This window comes from Gordonia insulae (genome assembly GCF_003855095.1).
GTDB lineage: Bacteria > Actinomycetota > Actinomycetes > Mycobacteriales > Mycobacteriaceae > Gordonia > Gordonia insulae.
Map to the genome: position 1 here is coordinate 3446078 of NZ_CP033972.1, position 19053 is coordinate 3465130.

Annotated in this window: 18 protein-coding genes; 8 read left to right on the plus strand and 10 right to left on the minus strand. The window is 66.9% G+C overall.

Annotation, left to right across the window (positions count from 1 at the left end):
- The first annotated feature begins 49 nt into the window (after positions 1–49).
- From D7316_RS15650 to D7316_RS15670, 5 genes are all read left to right on the plus strand, one after another.
- Positions 50–1117: a polyprenyl synthetase family protein gene (locus tag D7316_RS15650; RefSeq protein WP_124709067.1), complete on the plus strand. Its 1068-nt coding sequence runs from the start codon at positions 50–52 to the stop codon at positions 1115–1117.
- Positions 1114–1827 (plus strand): monooxygenase, encoded by a 714-nt coding sequence (locus D7316_RS15655; RefSeq protein WP_408610014.1) that lies wholly within the window; start codon positions 1114–1116, stop codon positions 1825–1827. The genes D7316_RS15650 and D7316_RS15655 overlap by 4 nt, the downstream gene beginning before the upstream one ends.
- Before the next feature lie 71 nt (positions 1828–1898).
- Positions 1899–2693 (plus strand): carotenoid biosynthesis protein, encoded by a 795-nt coding sequence (locus D7316_RS15660; protein WP_124711376.1) that lies wholly within the window; start codon positions 1899–1901, stop codon positions 2691–2693.
- A complete protein-coding gene (locus D7316_RS15665; protein ID WP_124709069.1) occupies positions 2683–3810 on the plus strand; it encodes a glycosyltransferase in 1128 nt (375 codons plus the stop codon). The genes D7316_RS15660 and D7316_RS15665 overlap by 11 nt, the downstream gene beginning before the upstream one ends.
- On the plus strand, positions 3807–5294 hold the full coding sequence (locus tag D7316_RS15670) for a phytoene desaturase family protein (RefSeq protein ID WP_124709070.1): 1488 nt from the start codon (positions 3807–3809) through the stop codon (positions 5292–5294). Before D7316_RS15665 ends, D7316_RS15670 begins: the two co-directional genes overlap by 4 nt.
- A gap of 12 nt (positions 5295–5306) precedes the next feature.
- Here D7316_RS15670 and crtI read toward each other — a convergent pair whose 3' ends face one another.
- From crtI to D7316_RS15720, 10 genes are all read right to left on the minus strand, one after another.
- Positions 5307–6923 carry a phytoene desaturase family protein gene (crtI, locus tag D7316_RS15675; RefSeq protein ID WP_124709071.1) on the minus strand — a complete coding sequence of 539 codons (1617 nt, stop codon included), beginning with the start codon at positions 6921–6923 and terminating at the stop codon, positions 5307–5309.
- Positions 6920–7846: a phytoene/squalene synthase family protein gene (locus D7316_RS15680; protein ID WP_124709072.1), complete on the minus strand. Its 927-nt coding sequence runs from the start codon at positions 7844–7846 to the stop codon at positions 6920–6922. Before D7316_RS15680 ends, crtI begins: the two co-directional genes overlap by 4 nt.
- Positions 7843–8403: an isopentenyl-diphosphate Delta-isomerase gene (idi, locus tag D7316_RS15685; RefSeq protein ID WP_124709073.1), complete on the minus strand. Its 561-nt coding sequence runs from the start codon at positions 8401–8403 to the stop codon at positions 7843–7845. Before idi ends, D7316_RS15680 begins: the two co-directional genes overlap by 4 nt.
- 81 nt (positions 8404–8484) lie before the next feature.
- Positions 8485–8937 (minus strand): DUF5313 domain-containing protein, encoded by a 453-nt coding sequence (locus D7316_RS15690; protein ID WP_164473803.1) that lies wholly within the window; start codon positions 8935–8937, stop codon positions 8485–8487.
- 92 nt (positions 8938–9029) lie between these two features.
- Positions 9030–10103 carry a quercetin 2,3-dioxygenase gene (locus D7316_RS15695; RefSeq protein ID WP_124709074.1) on the minus strand — a complete coding sequence of 358 codons (1074 nt, stop codon included), beginning with the start codon at positions 10101–10103 and terminating at the stop codon, positions 9030–9032.
- A complete protein-coding gene (locus D7316_RS15700; protein ID WP_197718246.1) occupies positions 10100–11077 on the minus strand; it encodes an alpha/beta hydrolase in 978 nt (325 codons plus the stop codon). The genes D7316_RS15695 and D7316_RS15700 overlap by 4 nt, the downstream gene beginning before the upstream one ends.
- Before the next feature lie 75 nt (positions 11078–11152).
- Positions 11153–12043 carry a LysR family transcriptional regulator gene (locus D7316_RS15705; protein ID WP_124709075.1) on the minus strand — a complete coding sequence of 297 codons (891 nt, stop codon included), beginning with the start codon at positions 12041–12043 and terminating at the stop codon, positions 11153–11155.
- Between the two features lie 88 nt (positions 12044–12131).
- The gene (locus D7316_RS15710) at positions 12132–13772 is read right to left on the minus strand and encodes an AMP-binding protein (protein WP_124709076.1); all 1641 of its coding nucleotides are present in this window, start codon (positions 13770–13772) and stop codon (positions 12132–12134) included.
- A gap of 188 nt (positions 13773–13960) precedes the next feature.
- A complete protein-coding gene (locus D7316_RS15715) occupies positions 13961–14785 on the minus strand; it encodes a PaaI family thioesterase (protein WP_124709077.1) in 825 nt (274 codons plus the stop codon).
- A 50-nt stretch (positions 14786–14835) separates the two neighbouring features.
- Positions 14836–15627, minus strand: a complete 792-nt coding sequence (locus D7316_RS15720; protein ID WP_124709078.1) for an SDR family NAD(P)-dependent oxidoreductase — start codon at positions 15625–15627, stop codon at positions 14836–14838.
- 154 nt (positions 15628–15781) lie between these two features.
- Here D7316_RS15720 and D7316_RS15725 point away from each other — a divergent pair, with 154 nt between their 5' ends.
- From D7316_RS15725 to D7316_RS15735, 3 genes are all read left to right on the plus strand, one after another.
- Entirely contained in the window at positions 15782–16834 is a 1053-nt protein-coding gene (locus D7316_RS15725) for an NAD(P)H-dependent flavin oxidoreductase (protein WP_124709079.1), read from the plus strand.
- Between the two features lie 35 nt (positions 16835–16869).
- Positions 16870–17721 carry a PaaX family transcriptional regulator gene (locus D7316_RS15730; protein ID WP_124709080.1) on the plus strand — a complete coding sequence of 284 codons (852 nt, stop codon included), beginning with the start codon at positions 16870–16872 and terminating at the stop codon, positions 17719–17721.
- 153 nt (positions 17722–17874) lie between these two features.
- Entirely contained in the window at positions 17875–19047 is a 1173-nt protein-coding gene (locus tag D7316_RS15735) for a 2-hydroxyacyl-CoA dehydratase subunit D (RefSeq protein WP_124709081.1), read from the plus strand.
- Positions 19048–19053 lie beyond the last annotated feature (6 nt).

Here is a 19053-nt window from a genome sequence, read left to right on the forward strand (position 1 = left end):
GGCGGGGCGTGAGCATGCCGTGGCCCGGGCCGGAGGAGTTGATCTGCAGATGCGCACCTCGGATCCCGACGTCGTCGCCTTGGTCGACGACGTCCTGTACCAGCATGTCGAAGAGCACTGCAGCGTCCTGACCGGCGTCGACGACGAGCTGGCACCGCTGACGGATTCCCTGCGCGGCGCGGTGGGCGGCGGCAAACGCGTGCGGGCCACGTTCTGTCTGCTCGGGGCCCAGGGTGCATCCGGCGGTCACCGTGTCCCGGGCGTCGTCGAGGCCGCCGCGGCCATCGAACTGTTCCATCTCGCCGCCCTCGTCCACGACGACCTGATGGACAACAGCGCCGATCGTCGTGGCAGGCCGACCGTGCACCGGTCGTTCACCGAGGAGCATCTGCGGGCGGAGCGACTCGGCGACCCGGCGGCACACGGTGCAGCCGTGGCCATCATGGCCGGTGACCTCTGTCTGATGTGGTCCGACGATCTGATCGCCCGCGGCCTCGCGACCGCCGACGGCACGGTCGCCGGTGCCGCACGCCGCGAGTGGCAGGGCATGCGCGACGAGGTCTTCGCCGGTCAGTTCCTGGACATGCTCAGCCAGACCCAGTCGGCGACGTCGAAACATCGTGCACTACAGGTGCTTCGGTTCAAGAGCGCCGAGTACACCGTCGCACGGCCGCTGCGTCTCGGCGGAAGTCTCGCCGGCGCCACACCCGACCTGCTCGACCGATTCGACCGGATCGGGCTCGCGGCCGGTGAGGCATTTCAGCTCCGCGACGACCTGCTCGGTGTCTTCGGCGACCCGGGACGGACTGGGAAACCCGTCATCGACGACATCCGTGAGGGCAAGCGCACACTGCTCGTCGCGTTCGCCGAGGAGCGGGCGTCCCGATCCGAAAGGCGCGTGCTGGCCGATCATCTCGGAAAGCCGGAGCTGACCGAGGACGAACTGCGCATGGTGTGCGAGGTGTTGATCCGGACCGATGCGGCACGACTCGTCGAGGAGCGGATCGACGACCTGGCCGATCGAGCACTGCGTGGCGTCGACGACCTCCCCGTCGACGACCGCACGAAGGCCGAGTTGTCAGCGCTCATCAGGCGATGTGTCTGGCGCGACGCGTGACCGGGGCACCCCGAACCGACCACGGTGTGGTGGTCGAACTCCGTGTGTGGCACGTCGATTCGATCGTGCAGGCGGTGCGGCGGGTGGCGGGCGACCGCCGGCGCCTCCGCACTCTGCCCGGTCTGCTGTTCGCCAAGTCGCTCGGCACCGGCTCGGGACGCACGTTCACCATGCGCGACGCCGATCCGCACCGCTGGGCTCTGCTCACCGTCTGGCAGGACGGCGATGCCGCCGCAGACGGCGCGAATGCCGAAGTGCTGCAGTCGTGGGCGGCCAACAGCGACGAAGAACTCCGCGTGACCATGCGGCCGCTGACCTCGCGCGGCGCCTGGTCACGCACGGATCCGTTCGGCGCAGGCCGGGCGGCAGACCGGAACACCTGGTCCGGTCCCGTCGCCGCCATCACCCGGGCACGACTGCGGCCCACCCGGATGCTGTCGTTCTGGCGTGCGGTGCCCCCGGTCGCCGACGCCCTCACCGACGCATCCGGCCTGCGTCTCGCCGTCGGCATCGGCGAATCCCCGATCGGGCTGCAGGGCACCTTCTCCCTGTGGGATTCGACCGACTCGCTGACCTCGTTCGCGTATCGTTCTCCGGCCCACGTGTCCGCGGTGCGGCGGACCAAGCCGGCCCGCTGGTATGCGGAGGAGCTGTTCGCCCGACTCGCCGTCACCGACGTCGTCGGCACGTATCAGGGGCGCACCCCGTGAGCGCCTCACCGGGTCGGACGGTGCTGGGGCGGACGGTGCTGGGGCGGACGGTGCTGGGGAATCGCCGTGCCATGGCCACCGGTGACGGACCACGCCGGTGGACGCGGGTTGTCGCCTGGGTGTTGTTCGGGGCCACCGTGATCGTGCAGATCATCTTCCCGTACACCGACGGCGGCACCCTGTCACTGACCGTCGCCAGCGTGCTCCTCCTCACCGCGGCGGTGATCGTCGACGTCGGCGTCACCCGCGGTCCGGGCGCCGCGATGATCCTGGTGGTGGTCGCCGGTGGTGGCGGGTTGCTCGCCGAGACGATCGGAGTGCACACGGGCCTCCCCTTCGGAACCTATTCGTATTCCGGCACACTCGGCCCCGAGGTGCTCGGCGTCCCGGCCCTCGTCCCGTGCGCCTGGATCATGATGGCCTGGCCCGCACTCGCCGCGGCCCGGCGCCTGGTGGGTACCCGTCGACGGTGGGCGACGGCCGCGGTCGCGGCCCTGGCACTGACGTCGTGGGACGTGTTCCTCGACCCTCAGATGGTCGATCAGGGTCATTGGGAGTGGCGATACCCGACGCCCGCCATCCCCGGGGTGGAGGGGATTCCCGTCACGAACTTCGTCGGCTGGATGCTGGTCTCGCTGGTCATGATGGTGTTGCTCGACCGGTTCATCTCGCGCGGTCCGTCGACACCACCGCCGGCGGACGCCCTGCCGATCGCCGTCTACCTGTGGACCTACGTGTCGTCGGTGCTGGCACATGCGGTCTTCTTCGGCCGCCCGCCGGTGGCGCTGGTCGGCGGCCTGATCATGGGCGTCGTCGCAGTGCCGTTGGCGATCAATGTCATCCGTGAGGTGCGAGATGCGCGGTGAGATGCTCGCACGCGCGGCGGTGTGGTCGGGGACCGCAACCGCCGTCGCCTCCCTCGCCCTGACGATCGACAACGCCCGGCGCATCCGGCGTCCCGATCATGACGCGGCGCCCGCACCGGAGTCGCTCACGGTGCTGCTCCCGGTCCGCGACGAGGTCGACAACGTCGCGGCCTGCCTCGACTCCATCGGTGCGGCGGCCGACCGATGGCCGGGTCCGGTACACATCATGGTCCTCGACGACGAATCGACCGACGGCACCGCAGATGTGTTGGTCGACCTCGCGGTTCGTGACCGGCGCATCGAGGTGCTGTCGGGCAGTCCACCGCCGCCGGGATGGCTCGGCAAGGCATGGGCGTGTGAGCAGTTGTCCGGCAGGGTGTTTCACGACGGTGTCCTGATCTTCGTCGACGCCGACGTCCGGGTCGCGCCGTCGGCCTTCGCGGCGTCGGTCGCGCTGCTGCGCCAGACCGGTCTCGACCTGGTGTCGCCGTATCCGCGACAGATCGTCGGCGGTCCGGTCGAACGTCTCGTCCAGCCGCTGCTGCAGTGGTCGTGGATGAGCACCCTGCCACTCGGCCTGGCCGAACGCTCACCTCGGCCGTCGCTGTCCGCGGCGAACGGACAACTGCTGGTGGTGGATGCGGCCGCGTACCGCCGTGCCGGCGGGCACGGGGCGGTGCGGGACGAGGTGCTCGAGGACATCGGTCTGCTGCGGGCCATCAAACGATCAGGCGGCCGCGGAGTGGTCGTCGAGGGCAGCGAGCTGGCGACCTGCCGCATGTACGACGGGTGGCAGGAGGTCCGCGGCGGCTACGGCAAGTCGCTGTGGACAGCATTCGGTTCGATCCCAGGAACGGTCGCGGTCACCGCGTTGCTGATCCTCGGATACGTGGTCCCCGCGGTCGCGGCGACGCGCGGATCGCCGGTCGGTGCGCTCGGCTACCTGGCGGGCGTCGCGTCACGGGCCATCACGGCCCGCCGGACCGGTGGCCGGGTGTGGCCCGACGCGTTCGCACACCCGCTGTCCGTCGTCGCATTCGCGGCGCTCACCACGGATTCGGTGGTGGCGCATCGTCGCGGGCGGCTGCGGTGGAAGGGCCGACAGGTGAGCTCGTGACGCGGATCATCGTGGTGGGGGCCGGGGTCGGCGGACTGGCCGTCGCGATCCGACTGCAGGCGCAGGGCCACCAGGTCCTGGTCCTCGAGCAGGCCGAGGAGGTAGGCGGGAAGCTCGGCGTCCTCCACCACGACGGCTTCACCTTCGACACCGGGCCGTCTCTGGTGACCATGCCGCACATCCTGGAGGAACTCTTCGCCGACACCGGCGCACCGCTGTCGGAGGTCCTCACCCTGCAGCGACTGCCCGTCGCCGCCCGCTACCGCTTCCCGGACGGCACGGAACTGGACATGCCCGGCGAACTCGATGACATCCCGGCTGCGCTCGACGATGCACTGGGCCCCGGCACGGGCGATCAGTGGTCATCGTTCCTCCGCCGGGCCGAGAGGATCTGGGATGCCACCCACGGCCCATTCCTGGAATCACCGGTCACGTCCGCCGACATGATCCGGATGGCCCTGCGACCGGCCGATCTCCTCCGGGTGGCGCCCTGGCGTACGTTGCGGGGTGTGGGCCACCGCTATCTGCGTGACCCGCGGCTGGTGATGCTGCTCGACCGCTACGCCACGTACACCGGCTCGGACCCGCGGCGCGCGCCGGCCGCGCTCGCATCGGTGCCGTGGACCGAGCAGGCCTGGGGATCCTGGTATGTGCGAGGCGGTCTCGGCACCATCGCGACCGCGCTCAGGAATCGCTTCGAGGATCTCGGCGGTCGGGTCGAGACGGGCACCGAGGTCGCCGAGATCACCACTTCCGCCGGTCGGGTCGACGGCGTCGTCGCGGGCATGAAGCATCGATCGGCCGATCTCGTCGTGGCGAACGCCGACGCGCACGAGGTCTACGATCGGCTCGTCCTCGACCACCGGGCCCTACGCGAGGGCAGCCGGATTCGGCGCACCACCCCATCTCTGTCCGGGTTCGTCATGCTGTTGGCGGTCGACGACCCACCCGCCGATCAGCCGCATCACCAGGTGCTGTTCGCCGAGGACTACGACGCCGAGTTCGATGCCGTGTTCGGCCGTGGGGGCAGTCATCGTCCGGTGGAGCGGCCCACCGTCTACATCTCCGCACCGGACGATCCCGCCGTGGTGCCCGGGCCCCGGACCGGGGCGTGGTTCGTACTCGTGAACGCTCCGCCCCACGACACCGGACTCGGAACCGATTGGGACGCTCCGGGTCTGGCCAACAGCTACGCCGACCAGGTGATGGCCGTCATGGCCGAACGCGGAGTGGACGTCGCCGACCGGATTCGGCACCGGATCATCCTCACCCCGGCGGACCTCGAGCGGCGGACGATGACGCCCGGCGGCTCGATCTACGGCACGGCCTCCAACGGTCCGCGAGCGGCATTCCTCCGGCCCGCCAATACCTCCCCCGTTCCGGGGCTCTATCTGGTCGGCGGGTCGTCGCATCCGGGAGGCGGGCTACCTCTGGTGATGCTGTCGGCGCGGATCGTCGCCGACCTCATCGGTCGGTCGGGATAGTCGCTCGAGAGATCACGTACCAGACCGCGAGACAACGGCTTCCGGCACCGGCAGCGGCCCGACGGAGCGGTCTCCGCGGACGCGCTTCCGGACGAGTTCGGCGCTGATCAGGCACATCGGCAACCCGATTCCCGGTGTGGTGCTCCCTCCGGCATAGAAGAGACCCGAGACCTTGCGGGAGCGGTTCGCGGCACGCAGGAATGCGCTCTGCCGCAGCGTGTGTGCGGGACCCAGCGCACCCCCGGACCACGAGTTGAGATCGGTGACGAAGTCGGCGGGACCGACCGTCCGCCGCACGACGACACGGTCGGCGAGGTCGGGCACGCCGGCCCAGCGGGCCACCATCTCGATGGCATGGTCGGCGGTCTGCTCGATGAGCGGGTCCCCGGTCCCGTCGATACCTCCGCGCCCCAGCCCGGGATCGGCCGGGACCGGCACCAGGATGAACAGATTCTCGTGATCTGCCGGAGCCACCGAGCCGTCGGTCGCCGACGGCTTGCACACATACAGCGATGCGGGAGTCGGTATCCGCGTGGGTTTCTCGAAGATCGAGTCGAAGTTCGCCGTCCAGTCCTCGGTGAAGAACAGTGAGTGATGCTGCAGTTCGGGCACGGGGCCGCGCACGCCGAGGTAGACGAGGACCGCGCCCGGACCGGATGTCGCGCGATCCCACCAGCGCTGCGGGAACGTCTGCAGTTCCGGTGGCAGCAACCTGGTCTCGACGTGATGGAGATCGGCGGCACCGACGACGATGTCGGCCGGGACGATCTCGGTACCGCCGCCCGGCGTGCGCACCTCGACGCCGCTGACCGCGGGCCGTCGGCGACGAGCCGGCGAGGTGGGCCTGCGTGACTCGGTGAGGATCGCGGTTGCCGGCGTCGACGTGCGGATGCGCACTCCGCGTTGCTCGGCCAGCCTCACGAGCGCGTCGACGAGTCGGGTGAATCCGCCATCGGGATAGCGCACCCCGTCGGCGAGATCCAACAGGCTCATCAGGTGATACATCGCCGGTGCGCGGTCGGGTGAGGAGCCGAGGAACACCGCGGGATAGCCGAGGATCTGGCGCAGACGCCGGTCGCGGAAGCGCGCCGCGATGTGCTTGTCGAGGGTACCGACGAGCAGGGCGGCCAGACGCGGGGCGTTCGCGAGGACGTCGCGCCCGAGGAATGCCCGCGGTGAGTCGAAATTGGTGTACAGGAACCGTTGCACCGCAAGGTCGTAGGCGTGTCGCGCCGATGCCAGGTACTCGTCGAATGCTACGCCCGCTCCCGGCTCGACGGCATCGAAGAGCGCCCGGTTGACGGACTCGTCGGCCATGATGTCGATGCTCTCGTCGTGCCCTTCGAAGAAGACGCGATAGCCGGGATCGAGACGTCGCAGGTCGATCTGTTCGGCGGTCGTCGTACCGAGTAGTCCGAAGAAGTGGTCGAAGACGTCGGGCATCAGCCACCACGACGGCCCGGTGTCGAAGCGGAAGCCGTCCCGGCTCCATGAGCCTGCCCGACCACCCGGTTGCTCGTTCTTCTCCACCACCTCGACGTCGTGCCCGTCCTCGGCCAGCAAGGCCGCGGTCGCCAGGCCGGCCACCCCGCCGCCGATGACGACGATTCTCTTCGGCGCGCCGGTCACCCGTGGACCGCCCCGGCCGGCGCGGGCCTCGGCTGCCCGCGACGCAGCGCCGCGGCGGTCGCGATCCTCGCCTTGGCCGCCGACGACACCCGCACGCGTTGCCGCAATGCGACGTCGGCCGGCGTGTCTCGCAGCCGGGTCGAGAGCGCGGCGAAGAGATCGTGGGCGGTGCAGACGGCGATCCGGCTGCTGCGCGGCAGTCTCGGGATCACCGCGGCCGCGGCCGCCAGATCCAGATCGATGTCGTCGAGCCAGCGGTTCCACGCCGTGTCGGTCGGGTCGGCGGGGTCGAGTCCCACGAGGTATCGGCGACCGAGTTGCTGGCTGTCGTCGCCGAAGTCGCGGAGGAAGTTGATCTTCTGGAAGGCGGAACCCAGGCGCTGGGCTCCCGGTGCCAGGTCGTCGTAGTCGGCGGCGCACCGTGGGTCGCCGGCGAGGAAGGCGCGAAGACACATCAGGCCGACCACCTCGGCCGATCCGTAGATGTAGGTCGCCAGGCTGCGCTCGTCATGGGTCACGACATCGACGTCGGATCGCATGGATGCGAAGAACGGGGCGGTCAACGACGTGTCGATTCCCACCCGCTGCGCGGTGCGCGCGAATGCGTGGATCACCAGGTTGGTACTCACCCCGGTCGCCATGGCCGTGTGGGTCTCACGTTCGAAGGCGTCCAGAGCATCTCGGCGTTGAGCCGAATCCTGTTCGGGTCGTGGCGCATCGACGATCTCGTCGGCGACCCGCACGAGAGCGTAGATGTTGTGCACATCGCGACGGACCGGCTCGGCCAGCAGTCGCGAGGCCAGCCCGAAGGACGAGGAGTACGACCGGATGATCAGACTCGCGCTGGCCTCCGCCAACGCGTCGTAGTGGTGATACGGCAGGTCTGCGCGGTCCGTCGACGAACCGCGTGTCACCGACGTCATGACCGCCCCGATCGTGTCGCCGCGAGTCGGTAGGGGTCCCGGCCCGTTCCCAACGACAGGATCTGTTCCACGAACCACGGGCTCAGGGCCCACGGACTCCGCTCCGCGAGCGACCACACGTCGGCGATGTCCGCCCACACGAAGTCCATGACCTCGTCGGGATTCGGCTCCGGGTGACCGTTCGCGCGGGCAACGTAGACCGGGCAGATCTCGTTCTCCACGGTGCCGCTCGCATCAACCGCCCGATACCGGAAGTCGGGCAGGACCGCCTGGAGGTCGTACACCTCGAAGCCGAGTTCACGCGGCGCGTACCTGCGGACCGCGTCTTCGACAGTCTCGCCGGGGCGCGGATGTCCGCAGTACGAGTTGGTCCACACGCCCGGCCATGTCCGCTTCCCGAGCGCGCGGCGGGTGATCAGGATGCGACCCTCCCCGTCCACGACATGACAGGAAAAGGCCAGATGAAGCGGGGTGTCGGGACCGTGGACGGTACGTCGGGGTGCGGTGCCACGCGGCCTTCGGTCGGCGTCGATCAACACCACGAGATCGTCTGTCATCCCCTGCTCCTCCATCACTCACCACTGACCAGTGTGCTCGGGCAGTGAGTGCTTCGGAGCCGACGGGGTTCCGGATGGCGCTCAGCGGCGCGGATTGCCCCGGTACTTCCGGTGGTATTCGTCGTAGAGGTCGGCGTTCTGCTCGCGTTCACGCTTGCTCACCAGATCGGGATCGAGCCCGTGCTGTGCGAGGCGGTGACGTCGGTACACGCGATTGAGCGCGATCGAGAAGAAGATGTACGGGAGGATGATCGGGATCGTCATGTTGAGCCGGACGATCCAGTCCGCGGGGACGAACAGCATCGGCACCAGGATCAGCACACAGGGAACCGCCCAGCGAAGGACCATGCGCGTGGTCGCGCCGGGGCCCGTGAGGTCGTTGGTCACCCAGGTCCTCATCGACGCCGGCAGCTTCGCGCCGTAGGCGTATCGGACGTACTGCCATCCGGTGGGCCGGGCGGCGTCGCTGGTCCGCCCGGTTCGCGGACCCTCGAGTGACCTACGGACCGACTGGTGAGCAGTCTCGCGGGTCATGGGCTCTCCTCATCCGGGCGTCGGCGGCACCTCTCCATTCAATCGTACACGATTGAATAGGTCCCTATCGTCGTCACCTGAGCGTTTCCATCTCACAGATCGACCGCGCGCGTCCGCTGCGGCGGAGGTCCGACGAACTCCAGGTCGAGGTCCGCGGCCGCGGCCCCGAGTTTGGCCATCATGTCTCCCGGGTTGATGAGTCCTTCGGTGTGCACGAAGTCGTCGGTGTTCTCGCCGGTCACGTCGAAGAAGCTCTCGAACACGTCGGAGGTGAGCATGCCGAGCATCGTGGTGTTGTGTGCGTCGAACGCGAAGCTGTGGATGGTGCCGGCGGGCGCGTGCAGGTAGTCGCCGGCGGTGAGCAGCGTTTCGACACCGTTGGCGTACAGCCACACCCGTCCGGAGACGACGAAGAAGTTCTCGGTGTGCTGACGGTGGAAATGCTGCGGGATGTACGGCGACTTCCCGCCCAGGGTCAGCACCGAGAAATAGCGGCCTCCCGTGGTGCGGCCACGAGTGCCGTAGGCGTTGATCGCGTCGGGCCAGGCACGTCGGTCGCCGGTGTGTGCGCGCAGAAAGTAGCCCTCGACGCTCTCCGGCAGGACGTCGTCCCACGCGTCGCACGCCGCCACACGCGGAAGATCGTGCAACCGAGCACCGGTCGGCGCGAACAATTGATCCGCGTTCCTCGATATGCCGGATCGTCCATCGGCCGAGTAGATGCGGGAGACGACGTCGGCGCCGGAATCGGCCAGTGCGTCGAGGGCTCCGCCGGGCGCCGACCAGAACAGCAGCTTGGTCATGTGGCCGAGCATCCGGTACGCGACCGGGATGCCGGGCGGCACGTGGACAGAATCGCCTGGGGTGAGGATGCGACTCTCGCCGGGTAGCCAGAACTGCACGCATCCGTCGAAGACGTAGTAGGAGCGCTGATGGTCGGGCAGGCTGTGGAAGCCGGCACCCGCTCCGCGCGGGCCGAGAATGTATGCGGCGTCGAACAATCCGCCGGTGTCCGCGGCGCGAGCGATCACCGTCCAGAGTTGGTTGTCGACCTCGTAGCGCATCCCTTCGCCGTCGGCGAGACGGTACGGAACGGGTTCCCCCGGGAGCGCGTCGACCACTGGGGCGAGCTGGTGGATGGCACTGAGGTCGGTGGCCGGGGTCATCGGATTCCTCCTGAGGTCGTGTTCATTGCGCGCGGAGCGGGAGCGGCGAGGTGTCGGGCGAAGAAGTCGCCGATGTCGTCGAATGCGAACGTCGTGCGGTCTTCGGTTCGGACGGTGTCGCGCGCCGAGAGGTGCAGCGCAGCCGCGGGACCCTCCGCATCGAGCCGGCCGTCATCCATCACCGGCGGTGACGGTACGTCAGATCTGTTGGGCGGGTTGAGGAATCCGTGTTGGAAGCCATCGACGAGGTAGAGGTCGACCTCGACGCCGGCGTCCGCCAGCGCATCGTAGAGCCGTCGGCTGTGGTCGGCGGCGACCAGCAGATCACCGGTGCCATGGGAGATCTGGAACGGCGGCGCACCCGCGGTGACGTGGTGGAGCGGACTTGCGGCACGCGCAGCGTCGGGCAGGTCGGCCGGGTCCCCACCGATCAGCCGCCCCTCCGGGCTCTCTGCGGGTGAGGTGACGCCGGGCAGTGGCAGCCCCGGCTCGATCTCGCCGGGGACCAGGGTGGCCGGGCCGTAGGATTCGGCGACGGCCTGCACGCCGGCATCGCCGGTGGTGGGGCCCTCACCGGGCAACTGGTCGACGGCGGAGAACAGACCGGTCAGTGCGGCGAGGTGACCTCCGGCGGACGCTCCCCAGACACCGATGCGGGTCGGATCGAGACCGAGATCCGATGCGCCATCGCGCAGATGCCGGATGGCCGCGCGCACGTCGTGGAGCTGGGCGGGGAAGTGCGCCTGTCCGCTGAGCCGGTAGTCGATGCTGGCCATCGCGAATCCGCGCTCACAGAAGTGGCGTACCAGGTCCGGGCACAGGGTCCGGTCACTGGTGAACCATCCACCGCCGTGCAGGAAGACGATCACCGGCGCAGGCACAGGTGCGCCGGGGGTGACGAGGTCGAGGTGCAGGTCGCCGGCCTCTCGACGCGCATAGACTAAGTCGCGGCGGACGATTCCAGAGGATCTCACGCTCCCCAGTCTGTGGCGGCAGGGTGACCGAGTCCACAAGGAATCCGTGCACGATCATGAGGCCCGGCCTCATGATCATCGGCGAACGAGCCTGCTCACCGCCTCCACTGCGACCGCCTCGAACGCGTCGATCAACGGAATGGCGTGGGACTTCCGTCGGCACAGGTAGGTGGTCACCGGTGGAAGGTCGGTGATGGGGATGTAGCGCAATCCCGGCCGGGCATGCGTGGATGCGGCGGTGGCGCCACAGATGTTGACGCCGACACCCGCGGCGCACAACTGGAGCACCTCGTCGAACTGGTTGGCCAGCGGCAGGATCCGGGGGTGGACGCCGCTCGGCCGCGGGTCGACGAACCAGCCCTGGGCTCCCCCGGCATCACGTATGCCGATGAAGGTCTCCTCGTCGGTTTCCTCCAGCCGGACCGATTCACGATCGGCCATCCCATGCGATTCGTTGACCACCAGCATCCGGTCCTCGGACCACAAGGGCGTGGTCTCGATTCCGTCGACATGTGGCCTCTCATGACCGATCATGAGGGACACCTCGACCTCGCCGTCACGCACCGCGGTCAACGGATCGGTCAACGGAAGACTGTGGATCTGCCATTCCACGTCGGGAAACCGTGCGACCGCGGCCGCCAGGACCGCGTTGGTGAACTCGTTGGCCGCGGCGACCCCGATCCGGAACACCCTCGGGGACTTGCGATCTGCGTCCGCCCATGCCGTGACGCCGTCCATGGCGACAGCAACGCTGCGAGCGAGCGGGACGAGGTCGGCGCCTCGCGGGGTGAGCTGCACCTGCCGGGAGGTCCGTCGGAACAACGGTGTGCCGACGCGCCGTTCGAGTTGCTGGATCTGCTGACTCAACGACGACGGCGAGATGTGCAACCGTTCGGCGGCCCGGGCGAAATGGAGTTCGTCGGCGACCGCGAGGAAGTACCGCAGGTGCTGGACGGTGAGATCCACGGTGACCTCCGAACTCGGCTGACTATCGCCAGTGTCGCATATCGCGCCGGGCGGGCATTGGCCCGCAGGTCACGTGGCGGTCAACACCTCAGCGAGGGACCGATAGACTCCCGCCGGTCACCTTGTCCGGGACGATCTCGCCGGCGGCGATCCGATCCCTGATCTTGAACTTCTGGATCTTTCCGGACGGGGTCATCGGGAACGATTCCGCAAAGAACCACATCGACGGAACCTTGTGCGCCGAGATACGTTCGCGACACCAGGCTTTGAGCTCGTCGGGGTTCGGCGGCGCCGCCGGATCGATCGCGCAGATGACCGCACCGATCTGCTCGCCCCAATAGTCGTCCGGAACTCCGACGACAATCACGTCATGCACCTCTGGATGGTCGAACAACAGGTCCTCTATCTCCCGCGGGTAGATGTTGACCCCACCGCGGATGATCATCTCCTTCAGCCGGCCCGAGATCTTCAGAAAGCCTCGTTCGTCCATCGTCGCGAGATCACCCATGTGCAGCCAGCCGTCGTCGTCGATGGTTGCAGCGGTCGCCTCCGGCATGTCGAAGTAGCCGATCATGTTCTGGTATCCGCGGCAGCAGATCTCGCCTTGTTCACCGAGCGCGACCACCCGACCGTCGATCGGATCGACCAGTCGGACTTCCAATTCCGGGAGCGGCTGCCCGACGGTGGTCGCCTGGTCTTCGGCGGTGTCGGTGACCTTGGTCTGACTGATCACGCCGTGCATCTCGGTTTGTCCGAAGAGAATCGAGAAGCTGCAGTTCCAGGTCTCGGTGACCCTACGGACCAGCGCCTCGGGGACGGTTGCCGCGCCCGAAAGCACGGTCTGCATACTCGACAGATCACGGGTGGCGCTGTCGGGGTGATCGAGCAGGGCTATCAACATCGTCGGCACGAGCAGTCCATGCGTACCACGGTAGGTCTCGTACGCCTCGAGGACACCCGCCGGATCGAAACCGGGCAGCACCACATATGTTCCGTGCGCCGACATCGTCCCGAGTTCGGTGACCGCACCACCGCCGATGTGATACATCGGCATCGCGTTCACACAGACGCCGCCATCGCCCATCCCCGCGCGCTCGAAGACAAAGGTGGCTTCGTTGACGATCCCCTTGTGGTGCAGCAAGGCTCCTTTCGGAAACCCTGTGGTCCCTGAGGTGTACTGGATCTGGACGGGATCGGTCGGCGCCACGTCGGGAAGTCGAATCGCGGCGTCGCTTCCATCGGCGAACTTCTGCCACTCATCGTCAGGGATCGTCGTGCGGACCGTATCGACCTCTGCCCCTGCCGCGTCGACGATGGCAGCGAGATCCGCACCGCGGTAGGAACGCTGGTAGAAGATCCCGACGGCCCCGGACTGACGCAGAACGTACGCCAACTCGTCTTTTCGGTATGCCGGATTGGCCGCAACCACAATCATTCCCGCCATCGCGATCGCCTGCTGCAGCACCACCCAGTCACCGCTGTTCGCCGCGAAGATCGCGATGCGGTCGCCGGGCTCGAAATCGGCCAGAAGCGCTCGCGCGTACCGCTCCGTGTCCCGTAGGAGTTCTGCGTAGGTCCACGAACGACGCTCACTCGGGTCGGGAACCGCGTCCACCAGGGCAACCCTGCCCGGCGCAGCGGCGGCGCCTTCCCGGAGGAGTCCGGGCAACGTGATGTCCCTGACTCCTGAACTCGGCACAGCCGGCCAATCAGATGTCTTGAGCTTCATGGTTTCTCCTGTCAGAAGTTCGAGAGCCTCCGGCAGACAGCCGCCGAATCAATCGGGCCTGGAGTGCTCTATGTCACATAGTAACGGTCGGACCATTGGTCCGCAACTGTTGCGATCGGCGTCATAGAAATGACTGATCCCCCGAACATGCTGCGCTGCAACGTGTTCGGTAACTCCGCAACGGGCCGTCATCGTCGGTGGTAACTCACCGAGGCAACGGTGCACAGCCGATCGTCAGACGTCCGCGACTCGACCCGCACCACCGCCGAGTTTCGACCTACATGTAGTGGAAGACAACGGAATACCAATCTCGAATCCGCTCTTCCCGGCCGAATGTAGGACATCTGCAGCAAAGTAGGCGTCAGTCCGTCAGTGCATGTATCAACCGTGGCTGTTGCCGCCCGCTCCGACATGAATGCCGCAACTCCACCATGCAGAGAACCCGCGGGATTGAGACAGAGACGACCGACGTCGAGCACGCTCGCGTCACTTCGACACCGACCTCCCAACAACGTGATCACATTCCCGCTTCCACGGTCGATCGCCTCGGGAGCGGTCTGAGCATTTGAGATCGACTGGTCAAGTGTGAAGACCACTCGCTCTACAGCTTTGGCGACCACGTCACCGCCGAACGTCACGATTTCACCGTCGGAGACGGCCGATCGCTCGTCCCTGAAGATCGTACGGCTCGAGGACCGGAGGTCCGAGCCGTCGACGACCGGGGCGCCGCAGAAGGTGATCGACAAGTCGGTGGTGACCGCCCACGCATTCCGAGGCCGGTGTGCGACCGCCGGGCTGCCGATCGCGGTGTCGATGAAGACGCAGAGTGCACCATAGGCGATCCGACCGTCCTCACCCACCAACCACTCCCCGGTCGTCATGGCTCCCGCCGTGTTGCTGGAGGTTCCGATCACCGAGTGCACGCCGAACACGGCCTCAGGGTTTCCCAGCACCGCCGTGATCGGTGGATCATCCACCGCGATAACGCCCTTGGCGTCGACGACAGCGGCCACGGAGCACACCTCCTACAGTTCTTTCGAGACCCGCGCGTTGAGACACTGCATCAGAACGCGGAGATCCCACCGTTGACACTGATGGTCTGCCCCGTCAGCCGTGCCGCCGCGGGGCCGGCCAGGAAGACGATCAGGGCGGCCAGGTCATCCGGAACTGCCACGCCCAGGTGGGCCTGGGTCGCCGCCTTCTCGAACAGTGATCGACTGAATCCGTCACTCAGCACATTGTCGGCCGTACGGGTTCCCTCGATCAGGGAAGGTGTGACCGCGTTGACCCGCACGCCATTTCGTTTGGCTTCGACCGCGGCTACCCGCGAGAACATGACTATTGCAGCCATCGCAGCACCCAACGCACTCTCGCCCGGCGTCGGGACCTTGGCGGCATCCGAGGCGATGTTGATGATGCTCCCCCCGCCCTGCGCTTGCATCAGCGGAAGCACCGCACGTGTGAACAGCATGGGCGGCAGAGCCTGGCCGCTCAGGATGGCGGAAATCGACGCGGAAGGCGTCCGATGTAGCAACTCCGGCTTGTAGGCCGTCGTCGTCGAATTGACACAGATGTCCACCGATCCCATCGCGTGCTGCGACGCGGAGACGACGCGATCGACCTCGGCCTCGTCGGAGGCATCTGCGGCCAGGAACAGGACGTCCGCTTCAGGATGGCTGTGCAGCACCGTTTTCCGCGCCAGACCTCCTCGCTCCTCATTGCGGCCGACGAGCACCATTCGTCCGACTCCGGCGTCTGCGAGACCGAGGGCAGTGGCTAGTCCGACACCGGACGTCCCGCCGACGATGATCGCACCGGCTTCCTCGTACCTGCGAACCAGTGGGGGTTCCGACATTCACTTCACCTCTCGGGACAGCCGACTACATGCACCCGAAATTTCGTGTGCACATGGTCTCTAGTTTTACACCATCGACTACTTCATAGCTAGAGTTGTATCATTTCAATATCTTGCCACCCCGGCACGTCCCCCGCCCCTCCTGGAGACCACTGTGAACCCGATCGTCAACCGCTACACGCAGCTCGTCCAGATCGACCATCCGATCGTTCAAGAGGGGCTCGGACCCTTCCGAACACCCAAGCTCGCCGCTGCCGTGTCGAATGCCGGCGGGCTCGGTACGGTCTCCATGCCCGGGATGCCGGCGGACCTGGCGGCCGGTGCCCGCCTGTTCCGCGACCACATCGAGGAATGTCGATCACTGACCGACCGTCCGTTCGCAGTGAACATCCCGGTCGGCGTCGACGGCAACGGAGTGGTGTTGCCGTTCACCGACATCTACATCCGCATGGTGCTCGATGCGCGGCGCGAGGACGCCGAGTTGGCTCGTCAGCTCACAGTCCTCACGACCTCGGCCGGGTTTCCGGGGGACTACATCGCCCCGATCCACGATGCAGGCATGATCCATCAGCACAAGGTCGGCTCGACGCGACAGGCCGTCAAGGCCGCGGAAGCCGGCGTCGACGTGATCATCGCCGCCGGGTTCGAGATGGGTGGACATGCGCCGAGCAAAGCTGTGCACTCCTACGTTCTCGTCCCCAGCGTGACCGAGGCCGTCGACGTTCCGGTCCTGCTGACCGGTGGCGCCAGAGATGCACGCGGGCTCGCAGCGGCCATGGCCTTGGGCGCAGATGGCGTGGCCATGGGAACCCGATTCATCACCAGCACGGCGAATACCGACTGGCACCCGGCCTACATCCAGGCGCTCATCGATGCGAAGGAAGGAGATGACGTCGCCTTCGACGGCGTGTACGGGCCCTGCCGGGGGCTCAGGAACGCCGCCTCACGCCGGCTCACGGACCACGGCACGCCGGACTCCGGAGAGATCGCCGACGCCGTCGAACTCACCCGGTGGAAGATCGAATCGATGCAGCGCGCCCAGACCGACGGGGATGTGGAGCAGGGACTGGTCCTGGCGGGGCAGGTGGCTTCGGCGATCGACGACATCATCGACATCGCGGAGTTCGTCCCGAGCACGGCCCGAGGTGCGGCGGAGATCCTCCACACACTCGCTTCATCGCTTCCCACACCGGCGGTTTCAGCGTGACTGCCCGGGCGTGAGCGTCAGGGCCAGTCGCTACGATGTCGCTCATGACCGATCGTGCCGCCGAGTCGGCGGAAAGGCCCGCGACCTCGATCGGCAGCGCTCGATCTGCTCTGATCTCCATCCTCGGCGAGCTCGTCGCGCCATACCGCCAACCGGTACACACAGCGGCCTTGCTCTACGCGCTCACCGGGGTGGGCTTCGGAGAGTCGGCGAGTCGGCAGGCAATAGCCCGGGCAGGGGCGTCCGGATTGATCTCCGCCGAGCGTGATGGACGCGAGACGAAGTGGGCGGTCACCGAGCGTACGTACGAGATATTCCGCGAGGGCGTCAACCGGGTGTTTCCCGATGCCTCTGCCGGCCGCCGTTGGGATGGTAAGTGGCTGGTGATCATCGTGCCGATTCCCGAATCGCATCGCGCGACCCGCAAGAAGCTGTACGCGGCCTTACGGTGGGCCGGTTTCGGGAATCCGAGCGCGGGAATCTGGGTCACTCCCCACGTCGAACGACTGCCTGAAGCCCAGGCAGCGATCGAGTCTCTCGGATTGTCGACCAACACGATCTCGTTCATCGGATCGACCGCGACGATCGGGATACCCGAGGCCGAACTCGTGGAGCGGTCATGGGACCTCGAGAAGGTCTCGGCGGCATACGACGAGTTGCGGGAGCGATTCGACCACCCCGAACAGCTCGCGGGCAAGGACGCCCTGGTGGCACACATCGAGCTGATCGACGCCCTGCGCCACACCCCTTATATGGATCCGCAACTGCCACAAGAACTCCTGCCTGACTGGCCCGGCCTCACGGTCGTCCATCGGCTACAGGCCCTGCGTGCCGAACGCGCACCTGCGGCGCACGCACACTGGCTGACGATCGCCCGCCTCGACTGAATATCCAGGACTCATCGCCCTGCTGAATCCTGCCCGCAGCACATTTTACATTTCTAGACATCTTCATCCTGTAGTTGTAGTATTTGATCGACGCCACGATGAGACTTTCCCAGTCCACAGCCACCGCGTCTCATCCACAGCCAAAGGAATCTCGTGAGCGAACTCCACGCGCCCTCGATGGCGATGTTGCAAACGGTCGCCGACGACCCCGTCACATACGCCAACAACTGGAAGACGGCCCACCAGCGCCCCGTGGTCGGGTCATTCCCGATGAATTTCCCCGTCGAGCTGGTCCACGCGGCCGGCGCGCTGCCGGTGATCATCCAGGAGAGCCGGACGCCCATCACCGAGGGCCGGAGCCTGCTCGCCGAGTTCTACTGCGGATACACGCGGAGCGTCGCCGATCAGGCCGCCATCGGCGAACTGGATGTGTTCGACGCCTTCGCCGCGGCCGACCATTGCGTCCAGCTGCTGGGTGCGGTCGACGCCATTCGATATACCCGCCCGGAAAAGCCGGTCCACTTCGCACAGTTCACCAGCGCCATGGATGACGCGTGGACGAAACCGCGGGTGGACGGCCGGATCGCTGAGCTGAGGTCGCAGATCGAGACCGTGACCGGGACAGCGGTCGAGACTGACACACTCTCGGCAAGTATCAAGGCGTTCAACAGAAATCGACAGCTTCTCCGCCACTTCTACGAACTGCGGCGGTCGGGTCGTGCGCGCATCACCGCGAGCGAGATGCAGCTGTTGGTCAAGTCAAGCATGGTGATGGACATCGACCAGCACACAGCGGCCCTGCAGACCATTCTCGCCGAACTCCCCGTCCACGACGAAGCACCGGATGACGTGGTCCGCCTGCATATCTCGGGGCACTTCTGCCACGCACCCCGTCCAGAGATCCTCGATGTCATCGAAGAATCCGGCGCCATCGTCGTCGACGACGACCTGTACACCGGATTTCGATACATCTCGACCGACGTCCCCGAGAGTCAGGACCCACTCGCAGCCCTCTCGTCGTGGTATCTGGAGCGCAATGTCAAGGCGCCGTGCCCCACTCGAGTCACCAGCGAAGTCGATTGGGATACATATCTTCTGGACTCCATCGCAGCCAGTGGCGCGTCGGGCGTCCTGGTTCTGATGGCCAAATTCTGTGAACCGCACATGTTGTATTACCCGGAGCTACGCAAGGCACTCGAGAGCCACGGCATTCCGTCCTTGCTCATCGAGACGGAGCACGAAGGAATCCCGGTCGAGAAGCTGCGAACACAGATGGAGACGTTCGTCGAACGAATCCGTCGCCACGTGACCACGGTCGCGGTCTGAACCAAA

What these genes read in the sequence shown, in the direction of transcription:
- D7316_RS15650 (WP_124709067.1), top strand. Translation starts at nt 50, where the DNA reads ATGCGCACCTCGGATCCCGACGTCGTCGCCTTGGTCGACGACGTCCTG.
- D7316_RS15660 (WP_124711376.1), top strand. Translation starts at nt 1,899, where the DNA reads ATGGCCACCGGTGACGGACCACGCCGGTGGACGCGGGTTGTCGCCTGG.
- D7316_RS15665 (WP_124709069.1), top strand. Translation starts at nt 2,683, where the DNA reads ATGCGCGGTGAGATGCTCGCACGCGCGGCGGTGTGGTCGGGGACCGCA.
- D7316_RS15680 (WP_124709072.1), bottom strand. Translation starts at nt 7,846, where the DNA reads ATGACGTCGGTGACACGCGGTTCGTCGACGGACCGCGCAGACCTGCCG.
- idi (WP_124709073.1), bottom strand. Translation starts at nt 8,403, where the DNA reads ATGACAGACGATCTCGTGGTGTTGATCGACGCCGACCGAAGGCCGCGT.
- D7316_RS15690 (WP_164473803.1), bottom strand. Translation starts at nt 8,937, where the DNA reads ATGACCCGCGAGACTGCTCACCAGTCGGTCCGTAGGTCACTCGAGGGT.
- D7316_RS15695 (WP_124709074.1), bottom strand. Translation starts at nt 10,103, where the DNA reads ATGACCCCGGCCACCGACCTCAGTGCCATCCACCAGCTCGCCCCAGTG.
- D7316_RS15710 (WP_124709076.1), bottom strand. Translation starts at nt 13,772, where the DNA reads ATGAAGCTCAAGACATCTGATTGGCCGGCTGTGCCGAGTTCAGGAGTC.
- D7316_RS15720 (WP_124709078.1), bottom strand. Translation starts at nt 15,627, where the DNA reads ATGTCGGAACCCCCACTGGTTCGCAGGTACGAGGAAGCCGGTGCGATC.
- D7316_RS15730 (WP_124709080.1), top strand. Translation starts at nt 16,870, where the DNA reads ATGTCGCTCATGACCGATCGTGCCGCCGAGTCGGCGGAAAGGCCCGCG.